General features: G+C 70.4%; 17 protein-coding genes and 5 tRNA genes. 4 read left to right on the forward strand and 18 right to left on the reverse strand.

Features of this window, described 5'->3' with window-relative positions:
* Positions 1–129: 129 nt before the first annotated feature.
* Positions 130–933 (reverse strand): bifunctional hydroxymethylpyrimidine kinase/phosphomethylpyrimidine kinase, encoded by an 804-nt coding sequence (thiD, locus tag CP980_RS09590; RefSeq protein WP_132757032.1) that lies wholly within the window; start codon positions 931–933, stop codon positions 130–132.
* Positions 930–1913: a thiamine-phosphate kinase gene (locus CP980_RS09595; protein WP_099889292.1), complete on the reverse strand. Its 984-nt coding sequence runs from the start codon at positions 1911–1913 to the stop codon at positions 930–932. Before CP980_RS09595 ends, thiD begins: the two co-directional genes overlap by 4 nt.
* 244 nt (positions 1914–2157) lie before the next feature.
* Between CP980_RS09595 and CP980_RS09600 the strand changes: the two genes are divergently transcribed.
* A complete protein-coding gene (locus tag CP980_RS09600; RefSeq protein ID WP_030162831.1) occupies positions 2158–2391 on the forward strand; it encodes an Lrp/AsnC family transcriptional regulator in 234 nt (77 codons plus the stop codon).
* A 23-nt stretch (positions 2392–2414) separates the two neighbouring features.
* Positions 2415–2906: a DUF3515 domain-containing protein gene (locus tag CP980_RS09605; protein WP_132757030.1), complete on the forward strand. Its 492-nt coding sequence runs from the start codon at positions 2415–2417 to the stop codon at positions 2904–2906.
* Positions 2907–2998: 92 nt separating this feature from the next.
* Here the strand turns inward: CP980_RS09605 and CP980_RS09610 are convergent, their stop codons facing one another.
* The 3 genes from CP980_RS09610 to CP980_RS09620 are packed head-to-tail and all read right to left on the reverse strand — an operon-like array spanning position 2999 to position 5955.
* Complete coding sequence (locus CP980_RS09610) at positions 2999–4156, reverse strand: D-alanine--D-alanine ligase family protein (RefSeq protein WP_132757029.1); 1158 nt, start codon at positions 4154–4156, stop codon at positions 2999–3001.
* Between the two features lie 39 nt (positions 4157–4195).
* A complete protein-coding gene (locus CP980_RS09615) occupies positions 4196–5206 on the reverse strand; it encodes an NAD(P)H-dependent glycerol-3-phosphate dehydrogenase (protein ID WP_132757028.1) in 1011 nt (336 codons plus the stop codon).
* Positions 5203–5955, reverse strand: coding sequence for a lysophospholipid acyltransferase family protein (locus CP980_RS09620; protein WP_132757026.1), 753 nt, complete (start codon positions 5953–5955; stop codon positions 5203–5205). Before CP980_RS09620 ends, CP980_RS09615 begins: the two co-directional genes overlap by 4 nt.
* 270 nt (positions 5956–6225) lie before the next feature.
* On the opposite strand from CP980_RS09620, the gene cofC reads away from it, so the two are divergent.
* Positions 6226–7005 (forward strand): 2-phospho-L-lactate guanylyltransferase, encoded by a 780-nt coding sequence (cofC, locus tag CP980_RS09625; protein ID WP_425281768.1) that lies wholly within the window; start codon positions 6226–6228, stop codon positions 7003–7005.
* Positions 7006–7109: 104 nt separating this feature from the next.
* Here the strand turns inward: cofC and CP980_RS09630 are convergent, their stop codons facing one another.
* The 4 genes from CP980_RS09630 to leuC all read right to left on the reverse strand — a co-directional run bounded on the left by CP980_RS09630 (position 7110) and on the right by leuC (position 10309).
* Complete coding sequence (locus CP980_RS09630; protein ID WP_132757023.1) at positions 7110–7778, reverse strand: HU family DNA-binding protein; 669 nt, start codon at positions 7776–7778, stop codon at positions 7110–7112.
* 144 nt (positions 7779–7922) lie between these two features.
* Positions 7923–8150 (reverse strand): SCO5555 family protein, encoded by a 228-nt coding sequence (locus tag CP980_RS09635; protein WP_045945905.1) that lies wholly within the window; start codon positions 8148–8150, stop codon positions 7923–7925.
* A 137-nt stretch (positions 8151–8287) separates the two neighbouring features.
* Positions 8288–8881, reverse strand: coding sequence for a 3-isopropylmalate dehydratase small subunit (gene leuD / locus CP980_RS09640; protein ID WP_099889298.1), 594 nt, complete (start codon positions 8879–8881; stop codon positions 8288–8290).
* A 3-nt stretch (positions 8882–8884) separates the two neighbouring features.
* Entirely contained in the window at positions 8885–10309 is a 1425-nt protein-coding gene (gene leuC, locus CP980_RS09645) for a 3-isopropylmalate dehydratase large subunit (protein ID WP_099889299.1), read from the reverse strand.
* Positions 10310–10428: 119 nt separating this feature from the next.
* Between leuC and ndgR the strand changes: the two genes are divergently transcribed.
* The gene (ndgR, locus tag CP980_RS09650; RefSeq protein WP_037837458.1) at positions 10429–11145 is read left to right on the forward strand and encodes an IclR family transcriptional regulator NdgR; all 717 of its coding nucleotides are present in this window, start codon (positions 10429–10431) and stop codon (positions 11143–11145) included.
* Between the two features lie 177 nt (positions 11146–11322).
* Here ndgR and CP980_RS09655 read toward each other — a convergent pair.
* The 9 genes from CP980_RS09655 to CP980_RS09695 all read right to left on the reverse strand — a co-directional run bounded on the left by CP980_RS09655 (position 11323) and on the right by CP980_RS09695 (position 15329).
* Positions 11323–11395 (reverse strand) — tRNA-Glu (locus tag CP980_RS09655).
* Between the two features lie 15 nt (positions 11396–11410).
* Positions 11411–11482 (reverse strand) — tRNA-Gln (locus tag CP980_RS09660).
* 21 nt (positions 11483–11503) lie between these two features.
* A tRNA-Glu gene (locus CP980_RS09665) sits at positions 11504–11576 on the reverse strand.
* A gap of 63 nt (positions 11577–11639) precedes the next feature.
* Positions 11640–11712 (reverse strand) — tRNA-Glu (locus CP980_RS09670).
* A 27-nt stretch (positions 11713–11739) separates the two neighbouring features.
* Positions 11740–11811 (reverse strand) — tRNA-Gln (locus CP980_RS09675).
* An 86-nt stretch (positions 11812–11897) separates the two neighbouring features.
* Positions 11898–12626, reverse strand: a complete 729-nt coding sequence (locus CP980_RS09680; RefSeq protein WP_150527981.1) for an HAD family hydrolase — start codon at positions 12624–12626, stop codon at positions 11898–11900.
* Positions 12627–12791: 165 nt separating this feature from the next.
* Positions 12792–14267, reverse strand: coding sequence for a glutamate--tRNA ligase (gene gltX / locus CP980_RS09685; protein WP_150527982.1), 1476 nt, complete (start codon positions 14265–14267; stop codon positions 12792–12794).
* A complete protein-coding gene (locus CP980_RS09690) occupies positions 14260–15048 on the reverse strand; it encodes a fumarylacetoacetate hydrolase family protein (protein ID WP_099889302.1) in 789 nt (262 codons plus the stop codon). Before CP980_RS09690 ends, gltX begins: the two co-directional genes overlap by 8 nt.
* A gap of 98 nt (positions 15049–15146) precedes the next feature.
* Positions 15147–15329: a hypothetical protein gene (locus tag CP980_RS09695; protein ID WP_150527983.1), complete on the reverse strand. Its 183-nt coding sequence runs from the start codon at positions 15327–15329 to the stop codon at positions 15147–15149.
* Positions 15330–15640: the final 311 nt, after the last annotated feature.

Raw genomic sequence — 15640 nt, forward strand, 5'->3', positions numbered from 1 at the left:
CCCTTTCCGGTTGCCAAGAAGGCCGGTCCACCTAGTGGACCGGCCTTTTGCCTTGCCTGGACCGACCGGGCGTGAGGAGGACCACCGCATCACGTGATGCGGTGGTCCTCTGCCGTTGCGCCGTCCCCGTCAGCGGTTCCACTGCCAGGCGTGGTCCACGGGGCCGATGCCCGCGCCGAGCGCGAAGCCGGCCGCGAGGGCGCCGCTCACGTACTCCTTGGCCTCCATGGCGGCCTGCGGCACGTCCTGCCCCTTGGCGAGCCCCGCGGCCAGGGCACTGGCGAGCGTGCAGCCGGTGCCGTGGGTGTGCCGGTTGCCGTGGCGCGGGGCCCGCAGCCACAGCAGCGTGTCCCCGTCGGTGAGCAGGTCGGCGGCCTGGTTCCCGTGGGCGGCCAGGTGCCCGCCCTTGATGAGCGCCCACTGGGGCCCGTACGCGAGGACGGCGTCGGCGGCCCGCCGCATGTCGTCCTCGCTCTCCACCACCACACCCGTGAGCTGGGCCACCTCGTCCAGGTTCGGGGTGGCCACGGTGGCCCGCGGCAGCAGTTCCTTGCGTACGGCGTCCAGGGCCGAGGCGGCGAGCAGCGCGTCCCCGTGCTTGGAGACCCCGACCGGGTCCACGACGGCGGGGGCGGAGGTGGCGGCGAGCAGTTCGGCGACCGTTTCCACCAGTGCGGTGGAGGCCAGCATCCCGGTCTTGACGGCGTGGACGCCGATGTCGTCCACGACGGCCCGGTACTGGGCCTTCACGGCCTCGGCGGGCAGTTCCCAGACGCCCTGCACCCCGAGGGAGTTCTGCGCGGTCACGGCCGTCACCACGCTCATCCCGTGCACGCCGAGTGCCAGCATCGTCTTGAGGTCGGCCTGGATCCCGGCGCCACCGCCGGAGTCGGATCCGGCGACGGTCAGGCACAGCGGTGGCGCGTCGGTCATCTGGGGGTCTCCTCGATGGACGGGTCGGAGCCGAAGTGGTCCCAGCCGCCGGTGCTGGTCCAGGGAGCGCCGTCCACGGTCACCTGGGGCAGCGCGGACCGGTTCAGCACCTCCCCGATGACCTTCCACCGGGCGGGCAGTTTCACGTCGGGCGGGAAGGTCGCCACGATGGCGTGATCTTCCCCTCCGGTGAGCACCCACTGCAAGGGGTCGACCCCGACGGCCTGCCCGATGTCGTGCATCTGCGTCGGGATGTCGACGGCCGCCGAGCGCAGGTCGATCCGTACCTTGCTGGCCTCCGCGATGTGCCCGAGGTCGGCGATCAGGCCGTCGCTGACGTCGGTCATCGCGGTGGCGCCGAGCCCGGCCGCCGCGGGGCCCGCGTGGTACGGGGGCTCGGGGCGCCGGTGCGCCTCGACGAAGGCCCGCGGGGAGCGGAACCCGCGCGAGAGCACGGCGAATCCGGCCGCGGACCAGCCCAGCCAGCCCGTGACGGCCACGACGTCGCCGGGCTGGGCGCCGGAGCGCAGCACGGGCTCGTGGTTGCGCAGGTCGCCGAGGGCGGTGATGGCCACGGTGATGGTGTCCCCGCGCACGACGTCGCCGCCGACCACGGCCGCGCCGGCGACCTGGCACTCGTCGCGGATGCCGTCCATCAGCTCGGTGGGCCAGGTGACCGGCAGCTCGGCCGGGACGACGAGGCCGAGCAGCAGCGCCGTCGGCACGGCGCCCATGGCCGCGATGTCGGCGAGGTTCTGCGCGGCGGCCTTGCGGCCGACGTCGTACGCGGTGGACCAGTCGCGCCGGAAGTGCCTGCCCTCCAGCAGGATGTCGGTGCTCGCCACGACCCGCCGGTCGGGGGCCGACACGACCGCGGCGTCGTCGCCCGGTCCGAGCCGGACCGCCGGGGTGGTGGTGAGCCGTGAGGTGAGCTCTCGAATGAGCCCGAACTCCCCCAGCTCGCCCACAGTGCCCTTCATCGCTGTGCCCCTTCTTGCCCAGTCCGCTTGCGGTCGCGAGCCGTCACAGCTCTGGGTACCGTCAACAGATACGTCAACTTCTGCTCTCCGTACGCCCCGCCGTGCGTGGCGCCGTGCCCCCGGGTCTCCCCGTGGTGCTCGGCGACGCGGTACCGTGGCGTCCCTTCTTCCCCGGGCCCACCCGAATCCCTGGGCCCACCCGAAGGTTAGGGGAATCGATCCTCGTGGCCGCCCTGGAGGTTCCGTGGTACAGGCGTACATCCTTATCCAGACCGAGGTGGGCAAGGCGTCGTTCGTCGCCGAGTCCATCAGCCAGATCCCGGGGGTGATCCAGGCGGAGGACGTGACGGGCCCGTACGACGTGATCGTGCGCGCCCAGGCCGACACCGTCGACGAGCTCGGCCGCATGGTCGTCGCCAAGGTGCAGCAGGTGGAGGGCATCACCCGCACCCTGACCTGCCCGGTGGTCCATCTGTAGCCCCCGTCTACTCTTGGCCGGTGATGACCCTCCACCGCCGGCCCCTGCGTCTGCCCGTCCTGGTCGCCGTACTGGCCCTCGCGGGCTGTGCCCCGGGTGGTTCCGGAACCCGGGTGGACCCGCCGCCCACGCCGCCCGCCGACGTCGCGGGGTTCTGTGCAGCGCTGCACGAGGAACTCCCCGAGACGGTGGCCGGCCTGGCGCGGGTCGAGGCGGTGCCGGAGTCGGATCTGACCGCCGCGTGGGGCGGCTCGGCGATCGTACTGCGGTGCGGTCTCCCCAAGCCCCCCGAGATGGCTGATCCCCGGCAGGAGGGCGTCGAGGTCAACGGCGTCCGATGGCTGCTGGAGAAGGTCCCCGACAGCGCCGGCGGGGGGTTCCGTTTCATCACCGGCCTGCGGCTCGCGTACACCGAGGTCCGGGTCGACAAGGAGCATGCCACGGACGCGGGGATGCTCGTCGGGCTGTCCACGGCCGTGGCCAGGACGGTCCCGGAGGGCATCTCCTCGTACTGACGGGAGCCCTCCCGCCCCTTCGCACACCGACCGCCCGCCGGGAATCCCGGCGGGCGGTCGGCATGTACGGCGTTCGGGGCCGCGCGCTGCGGCTAGCGCAGGCCCGTGGAGCGGTTCAGGGCCGCCTGGATCAGGCGGTCCACCAGCTCCGGGTACTCGATGCCCGACTCCTGCCACATCCGCGGGTACATGGAGATCGGGGTGAAGCCCGGCATCGTGTTGATCTCGTTGATGACGAACGTGCCGTCCTCGGTGAGGAAGAAGTCGGCGCGCACCAGGCCCTCGCAGGACGCGGCGTCGAAGGCCTCGACCGCGAGCCGCTGCACCTCGGCGGTCTGCTCCGGGGTGAGCGGGGCGGGCACGATCCCGGAGGCGGAGTCGATGTACTTCGCCTCGAAGTCGTAGAAGTCGTGGCTGGAGACCGGGGGGATCTCGGCGGGCACGCTCGCGCGCGGACCGTCCTCGAACTCCAGCACCCCGCACTCGATCTCGCGGCCGCGCAGCAGCGCCTCGACGATGATCTTCGGGTCGTGGCGCTGGGCCTCGCGGATCGCCGCGTCCAGGCCGGAGACGTCGTCGACCTTGGTGATGCCGATGGAGGAGCCGGCCCGGGCGGGCTTGATGAAGAGCGGCCAGCCGTGCTCGCCGGCGAAGTCCAGGATCCGCGCCTTGGCGGCGTCCCGGTCGGCTTCCCACTCGCGGGGCCGGACGGTCACGTACGGGCCGACGGGGAGGCCGAAGGAGGTGAAGACCCGCTTCATGTACTCCTTGTCCTGGCCGACGGCCGAGGCGAGGACGCCCGAGCCGACGTACGGGATGCCGGAGAGCTCCAGCAGGCCCTGCAGGGTGCCGTCCTCGCCGTACGGGCCGTGCAGCATCGGGAAGACGACGTCGACCTCGCCCAGGGCCTTGGGAACGGCTCCCGGCTCGGTGTAGACGACCTCGCGGTTGGCCGGGTCGACGGAGAGCACGACGGCGCCCTCCTCGGAGTCCGCCAGCTCCTCGACGCTCGGGAGCTTGCGGTCGGCGATGGCCATCCGCGCGGGCTCGTCGGCGGTCAGCGCCCACCGGCCGTCCGTGGTGATGCCGATGGGCAGCACCTCGTACTTGGACCGGTCGATGGAGCGCAGCACGGCGCCCGCGGTGACGACCGAGATGGCGTGTTCCGAGCTGCGGCCGCCGAACACGACGGCCACGCGGGGCTTGCGGCCCTGCTGCTCAGGGGTCTGGGGGAGGTTCTCGCTGCTCATATCGCCACGACGATACCCGGTCGGGCGTCCGGAAAGGAGTCAGCGGCGTTCCGGTTTGGCGCTGCGTCCCATCAGTTCCTTCAGTGCGACCAGCGGCGGCTTGCCGTGGTGGACGATGTCGACGACGGTGTCGGTGATCGGCATGTCCACCCCGTGGCGGCGGGCCAGATCGGCCACCGACTGGCAGGACTTGACGCCCTCGGCGGTCTGCTTGGTGACCGCGATGGTCTCCTCCAGCGTCATGCCGCGGCCGAGGTTGGTGCCGAAGGTGTGGTTGCGGGAGAGCGGCGAGGAGCAGGTGGCGACGAGGTCGCCGAGGCCCGCGAGACCGGAGAAGGTCAGCGGGTCGGCGCCCATGGCCAGGCCCAGCCGGGTGGCCTCGGCGAGGCCGCGGGTGATGAGGGAGCCCTTGGTGTTGTCGCCCAGGCCCATGCCGTCCGCGATGCCGACGGCGAGGCCGATGACGTTCTTGACCGCGCCGCCGAGCTCGCAGCCGATGACGTCGGTGCTCGTGTACGGGCGGAAGTACGGGGTGTGGCAGGCGGCCTGGAGGCGCTGCGCGACGGCCTCGTCGGAGCAGGCGACGACGGCGGCGGCGGGCTGGCGGGCCGCGATCTCACGGGCCAGGTTGGGGCCGGTGACGACGGCGACGCGCTCGGCGGGGACCTTGGCCACCTCCTCGATGACCTCGCTCATGCGCTTGGCGCTGCCGAGTTCGATGCCCTTCATCAGGGAGACGAGGACGGCGTCGGCGGGCAGCAGGGGGGCCCATTCGGCGAGGTTGCCGCGCAGGGTCTGCGAGGGGATGGCGAGGACCGCGAAGTCGGCGCCGGCCGCGGCCTCGGCCGGGTCGGTGGTGGCGCGCATGTTCGCGGGGAGCTCGACGTCCGGGAAGTAGTCCGGGTTGGTCCGGCCGGTGTTGATGGCGTCGACGACCTCGCTGCGGCGGCCCCACAGGGTCACCTCGCAGCCCGCGTCGGCGAGCACCATGCCGAAGGCCGTGCCCCAGGAGCCGGTTCCGAAGACGGCCGCCTTCACGGGACGTGTCACTTGTGGTCCTCCCCCGCGGCCTTGCGCCGCTGTTCCAGCCTGGCCTTGCGATGGTCGTACGGCTGCTCCGGCGCCTTCTCGCCGCGCAGCTCCTCCAGCAGCTCCGTGATGGCCGCCATGATGGTCTCGGTGACCTCCTTGAGCACGTCCGGGGTGGGTTCCCGGTCGTAGAACCCGGAGAGGTCCACGGGGGGTCCGGCCAGCACCTGGAGGGTCTTGCGCGGGAACAGGCGGACCTTGTTCTCCTTGGCGTACGGAGGCATGGCGAGGTTCGCGCCCCACTGGGCCACGGGAATGACGGGCGCCTTCGTCATCAGCGCCACGCGCGCTGCGCCGGTCTTGCCGGCCATCGGCCACATGTCCGGATCGCGGGTGAGAGTGCCTTCGGGATAAAAGGCCACGCATTCGCCGCGCTCGATGGCGTCCACGGCGGCCCGGAATGCGTCCAGGGCGTTGGTGGTCTCGCGGTAGACGGGGATCTGGCCGGAGCCGCGCAGGATCGATCCGACGACGGGGACCTTGAAGAGGGCCGCCTTCGCGAGCAATCGGGGCACCCGGCCGGTGTTGTACTGGAAGTGCGCGTAGGAGAGCGGGTCCAGATACGAGTTGTGATTGACGGCCGTGATAAACCCGCCGTCGGCCGGAATGTGGTCCATTCCCCGCCAGTCCCGCTTGAAGAGCACCACCAGCGGCGGTTTTGCGATGACCGCCGCCAGGCGGTACCAGAAGCCGATTCTGCGGCGGGACACTCGGACACCTTCCTCTAGGACCGGTGCGCGGCTGGGGCACCTCGTCGGCCGGACAAGTGTGGCCTCGGGTCCGGTCTCTGTCGAGAACACCGTACGCCCCGCCCGGAGCACCGGAGCTCCGGGTCGACCGGGCAGAGGCGACAATGGGCCGATGCATGACCAGGCCGTGACCCGGCCATGGTCCACCCATGGACGGGCGCGCGCCGCAGGGAAGGGGGGTCCGCCACGAACGCGGTCTGGAGTCTGGTGGTCCCGCTGAAGCCCTTGGCGGTGGCCAAGAGCCGTCTCGCTGCGGCCGTGGGGGCCTCCCGCCCGGGGCTCGCCCTGGCGTTCGCGCAGGACACGGTGGCGGGTGCGCTGGCCTGCGCGGCGGTCGCGGATGTGGTGGTCGTCACGGACGACGCGGAGGCCGGAAAGGAACTGGCGCGGCTGGGGGCGCGGATCGTCGCGGACGCTCCGGCCACCGGGCTCAACGCGGCGCTCGTCCACGGGGCGCGGGAGATTCGCAGGATCCGGCCGGGGGCGGCGGTGGCCGCGATGAACGCGGATCTGCCGGCGCTGCGGCCGCCGGAATTGCTACGCGTGCTCGAAGCCGCGTCCGTATTTCCGCGGGCATTTCTCGCGGACGCCGCGGGAATCGGAACGACCTTGCTTTCCGCTGCTCCGGACGTGGAATTGGCACCCTCGTTCGGGGGCCCGTCACGGGCTCGGCATTCGGCCTCGGGAGCTGCGGAAATAGGGATCGCGAACGTCGAGAGCGTACGGCGGGACGTGGACACGGGAGCCGATCTGCGGGCCGCCCTCGCCCTCGGTGTGGGCCGTCACACGGCCCGATACAGTGCCCGTATGCAGGCGACCGCGTACACGTACGACTCCCAGACCCGCAGCGGCAGTGTGCTGCTGGACGACGGCACACCGGTGCCCTTCGGGGCCCCGGCCTTCGACGCGGGCGGCCTGCGGCTGCTGCGGCCCGGGCAGCGGGTCCGGATCGAGACGGACGGCGAGGGGCCGGCGCTGCGGATCACGCTGGTCACCCTGCAGACCTTCTGACCCTCCCCACCGCACCCTTGTGACCTGCGACAACAGGGCGCACAGCACCGCGGGCCGGCTTCCCCGGAAGGGGGAAGCCGGCCCGGCGTGTGTGACTCGTGGCCTTACTTCTTGCGGGCCGTGGTCTTCTTCGCGGTGGTCTTGCGCGCCGTCGTCTTCTTGGCGGGCGCCGTGGTCTTCGCGGTGGCCTTCTTGGCCGCCGGAGCCGTCTTCTTGGCGGTGGGGGTGGTCTTCTTCGCCGTCGTCGCGGCCTTCTTGGCCGTGGCGGTGGTCTTCTTGGCCCCCGGGGTGGTCTTCTTCGCCGCGGTCTTGGCGACCACCTTCTTGGCGACGACCTTCTTCGCGGTGGTCTTCTTGGCGACCGCGGTCTTGGCCGCCGCCTTCTTGGCGGTGGTGGCCTTCTTGGCAGCGGCCTTCTTGACCGTCGCGGAAGCTCCGCCGGAGAGGCTGCCCTTGGGCGCCTTCTTCACCGACACCTCGCCGCCCTTGGGGAGCTTCTTGGTGCCCGCGACCAGGTCCTTGAAGCCCTGGCCCGCGCGGAAGCGGGGAACAGAGGTCTTCTTGACCCGGACGCGCTCACCCGTCTGCGGGTTGCGGGCGTAGCGGGCCGGGCGGTCGACCTTCTCGAACGAGCCGAAGCCCGTGACCGAGACCCGGTCGCCCGCGACCACAGCGCGGACCATCGCGTCCAGTACCGCGTCGACAGCGTCCGCGGCCTGCTGGCGGCCGCCCAGCTTGTCGGCAATCGCTTCTACGAGCTGCGCCTTGTTCACGTCTTCCCCTTCGGAGACTTCGCCAGAACGAATGTGTTCAAGCTTATTTCGCACGTTAGGCGGATATATACCGCAAATCAAACACGAAACGGGCTAATCACCCTAGTGCCGCAACGGTGTAGGTCGTTACGGAGTTCCTTCGCATCAGTCGCCTTCAGGGAATCGACCCTCGTCGAGGTCCTTCATCAACCTGTCCAGGCGCCTTGCCGCATCGGCGAGATCATGCTTCGCCGCGGCCGTGACGACCAACAGCTTCCGGGACAGCGCCATCCTTACGCCCTCCGGGACTTGCAGCGTGCGCACCCTTGCGTGTGCTTCTTTCAGCCGGTCCGCGACGAGTTCGTAGAGCTCAAGTTGACTGTCGCGTTCCATGCACAGATTGTGCCATCTGGGGCGAGTTGTCGCCTCACGGGGCCTCAACACACGGCTGTGCCCCCCGCCGGAGGGCGGGGGGCACAGTGTTGTCGATGTGATCACCCGGAGGTGAATAAGCGCTGATCAGGCTGGAATCAGACCCTGGTCGTGCGCGGCTTGAAGCTCGGCCGGGCGCTTTCGTAGGTGGCGATGTCCGCTTCGTTCTGAAGGGTGAGGGAGATGTCGTCCAGCCCCTCCAGCAGACGCCAGCGGGCGTTGTCGTCGAGTTCGAACTCCGCCTCGATTCCCGCCGCGCGGACCTGGCGGGCGACCAGGTCGACGGTCACCTCGGCGGTCGGGTCGGCCTCGGTCAGCTCCCACAGCCGGTCGACGGTCTCCTGCGGCAGGACCACCGTCAGCAGACCGTTCTTCAGCGAGTTGCCGCGGAAGATGTCGGCGAAGCGGGAGGAGATGACCGCCTTGAAGCCGAAGTTCTGCAGGGCCCAGACGGCGTGCTCGCGGGAGGATCCGGTGCCGAAGTCGGGGCCGGCGACCAGCACGGTCGCACCCTGGCGCTCGGGGCGGTTCGTGACGAACTCGGGGTCCTTGCGCCAGGCCTCGAAGAGCCCGTCCTCGAACCCGTCGCGGGTGATCTTCTTCAGCCAGTGGGCCGGGATGATCTGGTCGGTGTCGACGTTGGAGCGGCGCAGCGGCACGGCCCGGCCGGTGTGGGTGGTGAAGGCTTCCATGGTTCAGACTCCGGCGGTCGCGTCGGCGGCGGACAGGTCGGCGGGCGAGGCCAGATGGCCCAGCACCGCGGTGGCGGCGGCCACCTGCGGGGAGACCAGGTGGGTGCGCCCGCCCTTGCCCTGCCGGCCCTCGAAGTTGCGGTTGGAGGTGGACGCGGAGCGCTCACCGGGGGCCAGTTGGTCGGGGTTCATGCCCAGGCACATCGAGCAGCCCGCGTGCCGCCATTCGGCGCCGGCCTCCTTGAAGACCTTGTCCAGGCCCTCCTCCACGGCCTGCAGGGCGACCCGGACGGAGCCCGGGACGACCAGCATCCGTACGCCGTCGGCGACTTTGCGGCCCTCGATGATGCCGGCGACGGCGCGCAGGTCCTCGATGCGGCCGTTGGTGCACGAACCTACGAAGACGGTGTCGACCTTGATGTCGCGCAGCGGCTGCCCGGCCGTCAACCCCATGTACTCCAGGGCCTTTTCGGCGGCGTTGCGCTCCGAAGCGTCCTCGTACGAAGCAGGGTCGGGGACGTGGGACGACAGCGGCGCGCCCTGGCCCGGGTTGGTGCCCCAGGTGACGAACGGGGACAGCGCGGCGCCGTCGATGACGACCTCGGCGTCGAAGACCGCGTCCTCGTCGGTGCGCAGGGTCTTCCAGTACGCGACCGCCGCGTCCCAGTCCTCGCCCTCGGGGGCGTGGTCGCGGCCCTTCAGGTACGCGAAGGTGGTCGCGTCGGGGGCGATCATGCCCGCGCGGGCGCCGGCCTCGATCGACATGTTGCAGATGGTCATGCGCGCTTCCATCGAGAGCTTCTCGACGGCCTCGCCGCGGTATTCCAGGATGTAGCCCTGGCCGCCGCCGGTGCCGATCTTCGCGATGATCGCCAGGATCAGGTCCTTGGCCGTGACGCCCTCGGCCAGCTCGCCGGTGACGGTGATGGCCATCGTCTTGGGGCGGGCCAGCGGCAGCGTCTGGGTGGCCAGCACGTGCTCGACCTGGCTGGTGCCGATGCCGAAGGCCAGCGCGCCGAAGGCGCCGTGCGTGGAGGTGTGCGAGTCGCCGCAGACCACGGTGGTGCCCGGCTGGGTCAGGCCCAGCTGCGGTCCCACCACGTGGACGACGCCCTGCTCGACGTCGCCCAGGGAGTGCAGGCGGACGCCGAACTCGGCGCAGTTCGCCCGCAGCGTCTCCAGCTGGGCCCGGGAGACCGGGTCGGCGATCGGCTTGTCGATGTCCAGGGTGGGGGTGTTGTGGTCCTCGGTGGCGATGGTGAGGTCCAGCCGCCGGACCTTGCGGCCGGCCTGGCGCAGGCCCTCGAAGGCCTGGGGGCTGGTCACCTCGTGCAGCAGGTGCAGATCAATGAAGAGGAGGTCGGGCTCGCCCTCGGCGCGCCGGACGACATGGTCGTCCCAGACCTTCTCCGCGAGTGTCCTACCCATCGCTTTCCCTCCGGCTCACCGTCCCGGACCCAGTGGTTCGTGGACCCGTACATACAGACTCGCTGGTTCTTGGAAAAATTGAACTTGCGTTTCACAGTGTGAGACGCGAATATCGTTTCATGGACAACTCTAGCGGCGTCGGCGTTCTCGACAAGGCAGCTCTGGTATTGAGCGCACTGGAGTCCGGTCCGGCCACCCTCGCCGGGCTGGTCGCGGCGACAGGGCTCGCACGACCCACGGCACATCGCCTGGCCGTGGCACTGGAACACCACCGGATGGTGGCGAGGGACATGCAGGGCCGGTTCATCCTCGGACCGCGGCTGGCGGAGCTCGCCGCCGCGGCCGGCGAGGACCGCCTGCTGGCCACGGCGGGACCGGTACTCACCCACCTCCGTGACGTGACGGGCGAGAGCGCGCAGCTCTACCGCCGTCAGGGAGACATGCGCATCTGCGTGGCGGCCGCCGAGCGGCTGTCGGGCCTGCGGGACACCGTCCCGGTGGGCTCGACGCTCCCGATGAAGGCGGGCTCGGCCGCGCAGATCCTGATGGCCTGGGAGGAGCCCGAGCGGCTCCACCGCGGGCTCCAGGGCGCGCGCTTCACGGCGACGGCCCTGTCGGGCGTACGGCGCCGCGGCTGGGCGCAGTCGATCGGCGAGCGGGAGCCCGGCGTGGCCTCCGTCTCCGCGCCCGTGCGCGGGCCGTCGAACCGCGTCGTGGCCGCCGTATCGGTCTCCGGGCCGATCGAGCGCCTGACCCGCCACCCGGGCCGGATGCACGCCCAGGCCGTCATCGACGCGGCCGCCCGCCTGTCGGAGGCCCTGCGCCGCTCCGGCTGACCCCTCCCGGCCGCAGGCCTTCCCCACTCCCCCGGGCCCGGGGGCGCGTACGACGCCGCACACGTCCGAACACGCGCCTCCGGGCCCGCACTTGTACGGGGGCGCAGCGCGGGGCGGATGCGTACGGGAACAGCGAAGAGGCCCTCCGCGATGAACGCGGAGGGCCTCTCCTGTGCGTACCCCCGACCGGATTCGAACCGGCGCTACCGCCTTGAGAGGGCGGCGTGCTAGGCCGCTACACAACGGGGGCTTGCTCTGTACTGCGCTGGGCTACCAGGACTCGAACCTAGAACAAAGGAACCAGAAACCTTCGTGTTGCCAATTACACCATAGCCCAAAGTGGTCTATACCAGACCAGTACCCCCGACCGGATTCGAACCGGCGCTACCGCCTTGAGAGGGCGGCGTGCTAGGCCGCTACACAACGGGGGCCCTAGCGATCCTGCATCAAGACGTCCGGGAGCTACCCAATGGAGACCTTGCGGGAAGGATCTGTACCCCCGACCGGATTCGAACCGGCGCTACCGCCTTGAGAGGGCGGCGTGCTAGGCCGCTACACAACGGGGGCAAAGCACTGCGTTACTACTGCACTGCGCTGGGGTACCAGGACTCGAACCTAGAATAAGGGAACCAGAAACCCTCGTGTTGCCAATTACACTATACCCCACCGAAAGTCAACCCCCTGGGGGGCTTTTCTTTCGAGTGGCGCCTCCGTCCGGCCTTTCGGCCCGCTCCGGCGGCGCAGAAAGAACATTACCGGATGCCTGACCGTGCTCCAAAACGGGTATCGGAGGCCAGCAGCTCAGGGAGCAGGGCGAGACCGGCGATCCGGTGCACTCCTTCGGGGCCCGGACCGCGCTCGCCGTCCCGGTCGAGCCAGACCGCGGTGAGCCCGGCGTCGCGCGCCCCGCGCGCGTCGATCTCCGGCTGGTCGCCCACGTACGCGACCTCGCCGGGCGGCAGTCCGAGGGCCTCGCAGGCAGCGAGGAAGGCCTCGGCCTCCGGCTTGCTGACACCCAGTTCCGCCGCGCAGAGCAGCACCTCGAAGCGCTCGCGCAGCCCGAGGTGGCGCAGTTTGGGGTCCTGGTTGACCGTGGAGGAGTTGGAGAGCACCCCGTGCCGGTAGCCGGCCGCGAGGGCGTCCAGTACGGGCACGACGTCGGGGAACAGCGTCCAGGCGGCCTTGTAGTGCACGACGTACCGGTCGAACCAGCCGTCGGCCTCGGCGGCGCTCATCGCGGGCTCCCCGAGGAAGTCCCGCACGCGGTCGCGGCGCTGCTCCTGGAAGTCCACCTCGCCCGCGGCGAAGCGGTCCCAGTGGCGGGTGGTGATCTCCCGCCACAGCGCGAGCGCCTGCGCGGGCGACCCGTACCGCTGCGCGATCCCCTCCTCGGCGAGCCGGCGCGCGAGGCCTGCGGTGTCCGCCCCCGTGTAGTCGAACAGGGTGTCGTCGATGTCCCACAGCACGGCGCGGATCGGCATACCTCCGACGCTACGACATCGCGGGGCGCCGGCGAGGGGGTTCGCGGATGTCCACGGCCCGAACAGGGGACGGCGCGCGGATGTCCGCACGCGCCGGGAGAACGCGTCAGGGGGCGGCGGCCGGGGGTTTCCCGGCCGCCGCCCCCTGAGGGACGTGGGCGATGCCTACGCGGCGAGCTTCGCCAGCGCCGCGTCGATGCGGGCGAGCGAGCGCTCCTTGCCCAGGATCTGGAGGGACTCGAAGAGCGGCAGGCCGACCGTGCGGCCCGTGACGGCCACGCGGACCGGGGCCTGGGCCTTGCCCAGCTTGAGGCCGTGGGCCTCGCCGGCGGTCAGGACGGCCTGCTTGAGGGACTCGGGGTCGCTCCAGTCGGCCGTGTCCAGGTGCGCGCGGGCGGAGGTCAGAAGGGCCGCGGGCTCGCCCTTCATCGCCTTGTCCCACGAGGCCTGCTCCCAGACCGGCTCCTTCAGGAACAGGAAGTCGACGTTGGCGGTGATGTCCGAGAGGACGGTCACGCGGGTCTGGGCGTACGGCGCGATGGCCGCCCAGGCCTCGGCGTCGAAGTCCTCCGGCGCCCAGTTGGCGTGCGGGACCCGCAGCCACGGGGTGCAGGCGTCAGCGAAGGCCTTGGGGTCCAGCAGGCGGATGTGGTCGGCGTTGATCGCCTCGGCCTTCTTGAGGTCGAAGCGCGCCGGGTTCGCGTTCACGCCGTCGATGTCGAACTTCGCCACCATCTCCTCGATCGAGAAGACGTCCTGGTCCTTGGAGAAGGACCAGCCGAGGAGCGAGAGGTAGTTCAGCAGGCCCTCGGGGAGGAAGCCGCGCTCGCGGTACAGGTTGAGCGAGCTCTCCGGGTCGCGCTTGGAGAGCTTCTTGTTGCCCTCGCCCATCACGTACGGCAGGTGGCCGAACTGCGGGATCCCGGTGGCGACGCCGATCTCCATCAGCGCCTTGTACAGCGCGATCTGGCGCGGGGTGGAGGAGAGCAGGTCCTCGCCGCGGAGCACGTGCGTGATCTGCATCAGCGCGTCGTCGACCGGGTTGACGAGGGTGTAGAGCGGCGCGCCGTTGGCCCGCAGGATGCCGAAGTCCGGCACGTTCTCCGGGGTGAAGGTCAGCTCGCCGCGGACCAGGTCGGTGAAGGTGATCGGCTCGTCGGGCATCCGGAAGCGCACGATCGAGGGACGGTGCTCGCCCTGGTACGCCTCCAGCTGCACCTGGGTGAGCTCGCGGCAGTGGCCGTCGTAGCCGGAGGGCTTGCCGGCCGCGCGGGCGGCGGCGCGGCGCGCGTCCAGCTCCTCGGTGGTGCAGTAGCAGTCGTACGCGTACCCGCCCTCACGCAGGCGCTGGGCCACGTCCGCGTAGATGTCCATGCGCTCGGACTGGCGGTACGGGGCGTGCGGGCCGCCGACCTCGGGGCCCTCGTCCCAGGTGAAGCCGAGCCAGCGCAGCGAGTCGAGCAGCTGCTCGTAGGACTCCTCGGAGTCGCGCGCCGCGTCGGTGTCCTCGATGCGGAAGACGAACGTACCGCCGTGGTGCCGGGCGAACGCCCAGTTGAAGAGGGCGGTCCGGACCAGGCCCACGTGGGGGTTGCCGGTCGGGGAGGGACAGAAACGGACGCGGTAGTTCGCGTTAGCCACGCTTGATCACCTTGTTGGTGAGAGTGCCGATGCCTTCGATGGTGACGGCGACCTCGTCGCCGACGTTGAGGGGGCCGACTCCGGCCGGGGTCCCCGTGAGGATGACGTCGCCGGGGAGCAGCGTCATGGCCTCGGTGATGTGGACGATCAGGTCCTCGATGGAGCGGACCATGTCGCTGGTGCGGCCGAGCTGGCGCTGTTCGCCGTTGACGGTGCACTGGATGGTCAGGTCGGCCGGGTCGAGGTCGGTCTCGATCCAGGGGCCGAGGGGGCAGGAGCTGTCGAAGCCCTTGGCCCGGGCCCACTGCTTCTCGCGCTGCTGGACGTCGCGCGCGGTGACGTCGTTGGCGCAGGTGTAGCCGAGGATCACGTCCTTGACGCGCTCCTTCGGGACCTCTCGGCACATGCGGCCGATGACCACGGCGAGCTCCGCCTCGTGGTGGAGGTCCTGGGAGAAGGAGGGGTACGTGATGGGGTCGCCCGGGCCGACCACCGAGGTGGAGGGCTTGAAGAAGGTGATCGGCGTCTCGGGGACCTCGTGGCCGAGCTCCGCCGCGTGCTCCGCGTAGTTGCGGCCGATGGCCACGACCTTGTTCGGGAGCACGGGCGGCAGCAGCCGGACCTTGCTCAGCGGCACCTTCGTACCCGAGAGCTCGAAGTCCGCGAACGGGATGCCCTTGATGATGTCGAGGACGAGCTCACCCTCGGCGCCGGGGGCAGTGCTGCCCTCGACCGCGCCGAACGCGACATTGCCGTCGATGGAGAACCTGGCGATGCGCACGTGTTGCGTCTGCCCCTCTGTATTTCCGCTGGCTGGAGTCTGCGTGTCCAGGCTAACGCGGCGGGCAGCGGCGCTTCGCGCTCCTTTTGCCGAGCGGGTTACTGCGCCGCGGCGACCGGCGCGTCCATCAGGATCGTGCGGCGCGGGTTCGCGGTCTGGGCGGGCAGCTCGACGGAGTGCTCCGGAGCCTCGACCGCCTGCAGCTCTTCGGCGTCCTTGAGGTGCGCGAGGGTGGTGCGGCGGGGGTTGGCTATGTTGCGGAACATCATCGTCGTCTTCACGGTGTTTCGGGCCCTCGGCTCGGTCGTCGGGTGGGGGGTTGTCGGATCCTTCAACCCTGTAAAGGGCAAGGCTAAACATCCGATTCCCCGGCCCAACCGGGAAGTAATGGCCACAGCTATGTGAGTTTGCTCACCCGTGACCCGACAATACGGGCATAACGGGCAGTCAATTCCGGGTGGCGAAACGGACATTGTGCCACTGAATCAGCCATTCCGCTCCTGATCATCTCGACTGGGACACCTTGCCAGCCACCGCGTTTGGTCGACGTAAGTCCGATTCGCCCCGAAAGGCGCCGCACATCGCGTAACGC

It is taken from the genome of Streptomyces vinaceus (assembly GCF_008704935.1).
GTDB lineage: Bacteria > Actinomycetota > Actinomycetes > Streptomycetales > Streptomycetaceae > Streptomyces > Streptomyces vinaceus.

Coding starts and splice junctions, on each gene's coding strand:
- CP980_RS09605 (WP_132757030.1), top strand. CDS start 2,415: ATGACCCTCCACCGCCGGCCCCTGCGTCTGCCCGTCCTGGTCGCCGTA.
- CP980_RS09595 (WP_099889292.1), bottom strand. CDS start 1,913: ATGAAGGGCACTGTGGGCGAGCTGGGGGAGTTCGGGCTCATTCGAGAG.
- ndgR (WP_037837458.1), top strand. CDS start 10,429: ATGGACAACTCTAGCGGCGTCGGCGTTCTCGACAAGGCAGCTCTGGTA.
- CP980_RS09635 (WP_045945905.1), bottom strand. CDS start 8,150: ATGGAACGCGACAGTCAACTTGAGCTCTACGAACTCGTCGCGGACCGG.
- leuD (WP_099889298.1), bottom strand. CDS start 8,881: ATGGAAGCCTTCACCACCCACACCGGCCGGGCCGTGCCGCTGCGCCGC.
- CP980_RS09680 (WP_150527981.1), bottom strand. CDS start 12,626: ATGCCGATCCGCGCCGTGCTGTGGGACATCGACGACACCCTGTTCGAC.
- CP980_RS09610 (WP_132757029.1), bottom strand. CDS start 4,156: ATGAGCAGCGAGAACCTCCCCCAGACCCCTGAGCAGCAGGGCCGCAAG.
- thiD (WP_132757032.1), bottom strand. CDS start 933: ATGACCGACGCGCCACCGCTGTGCCTGACCGTCGCCGGATCCGACTCC.
- leuC (WP_099889299.1), bottom strand. CDS start 10,309: ATGGGTAGGACACTCGCGGAGAAGGTCTGGGACGACCATGTCGTCCGG.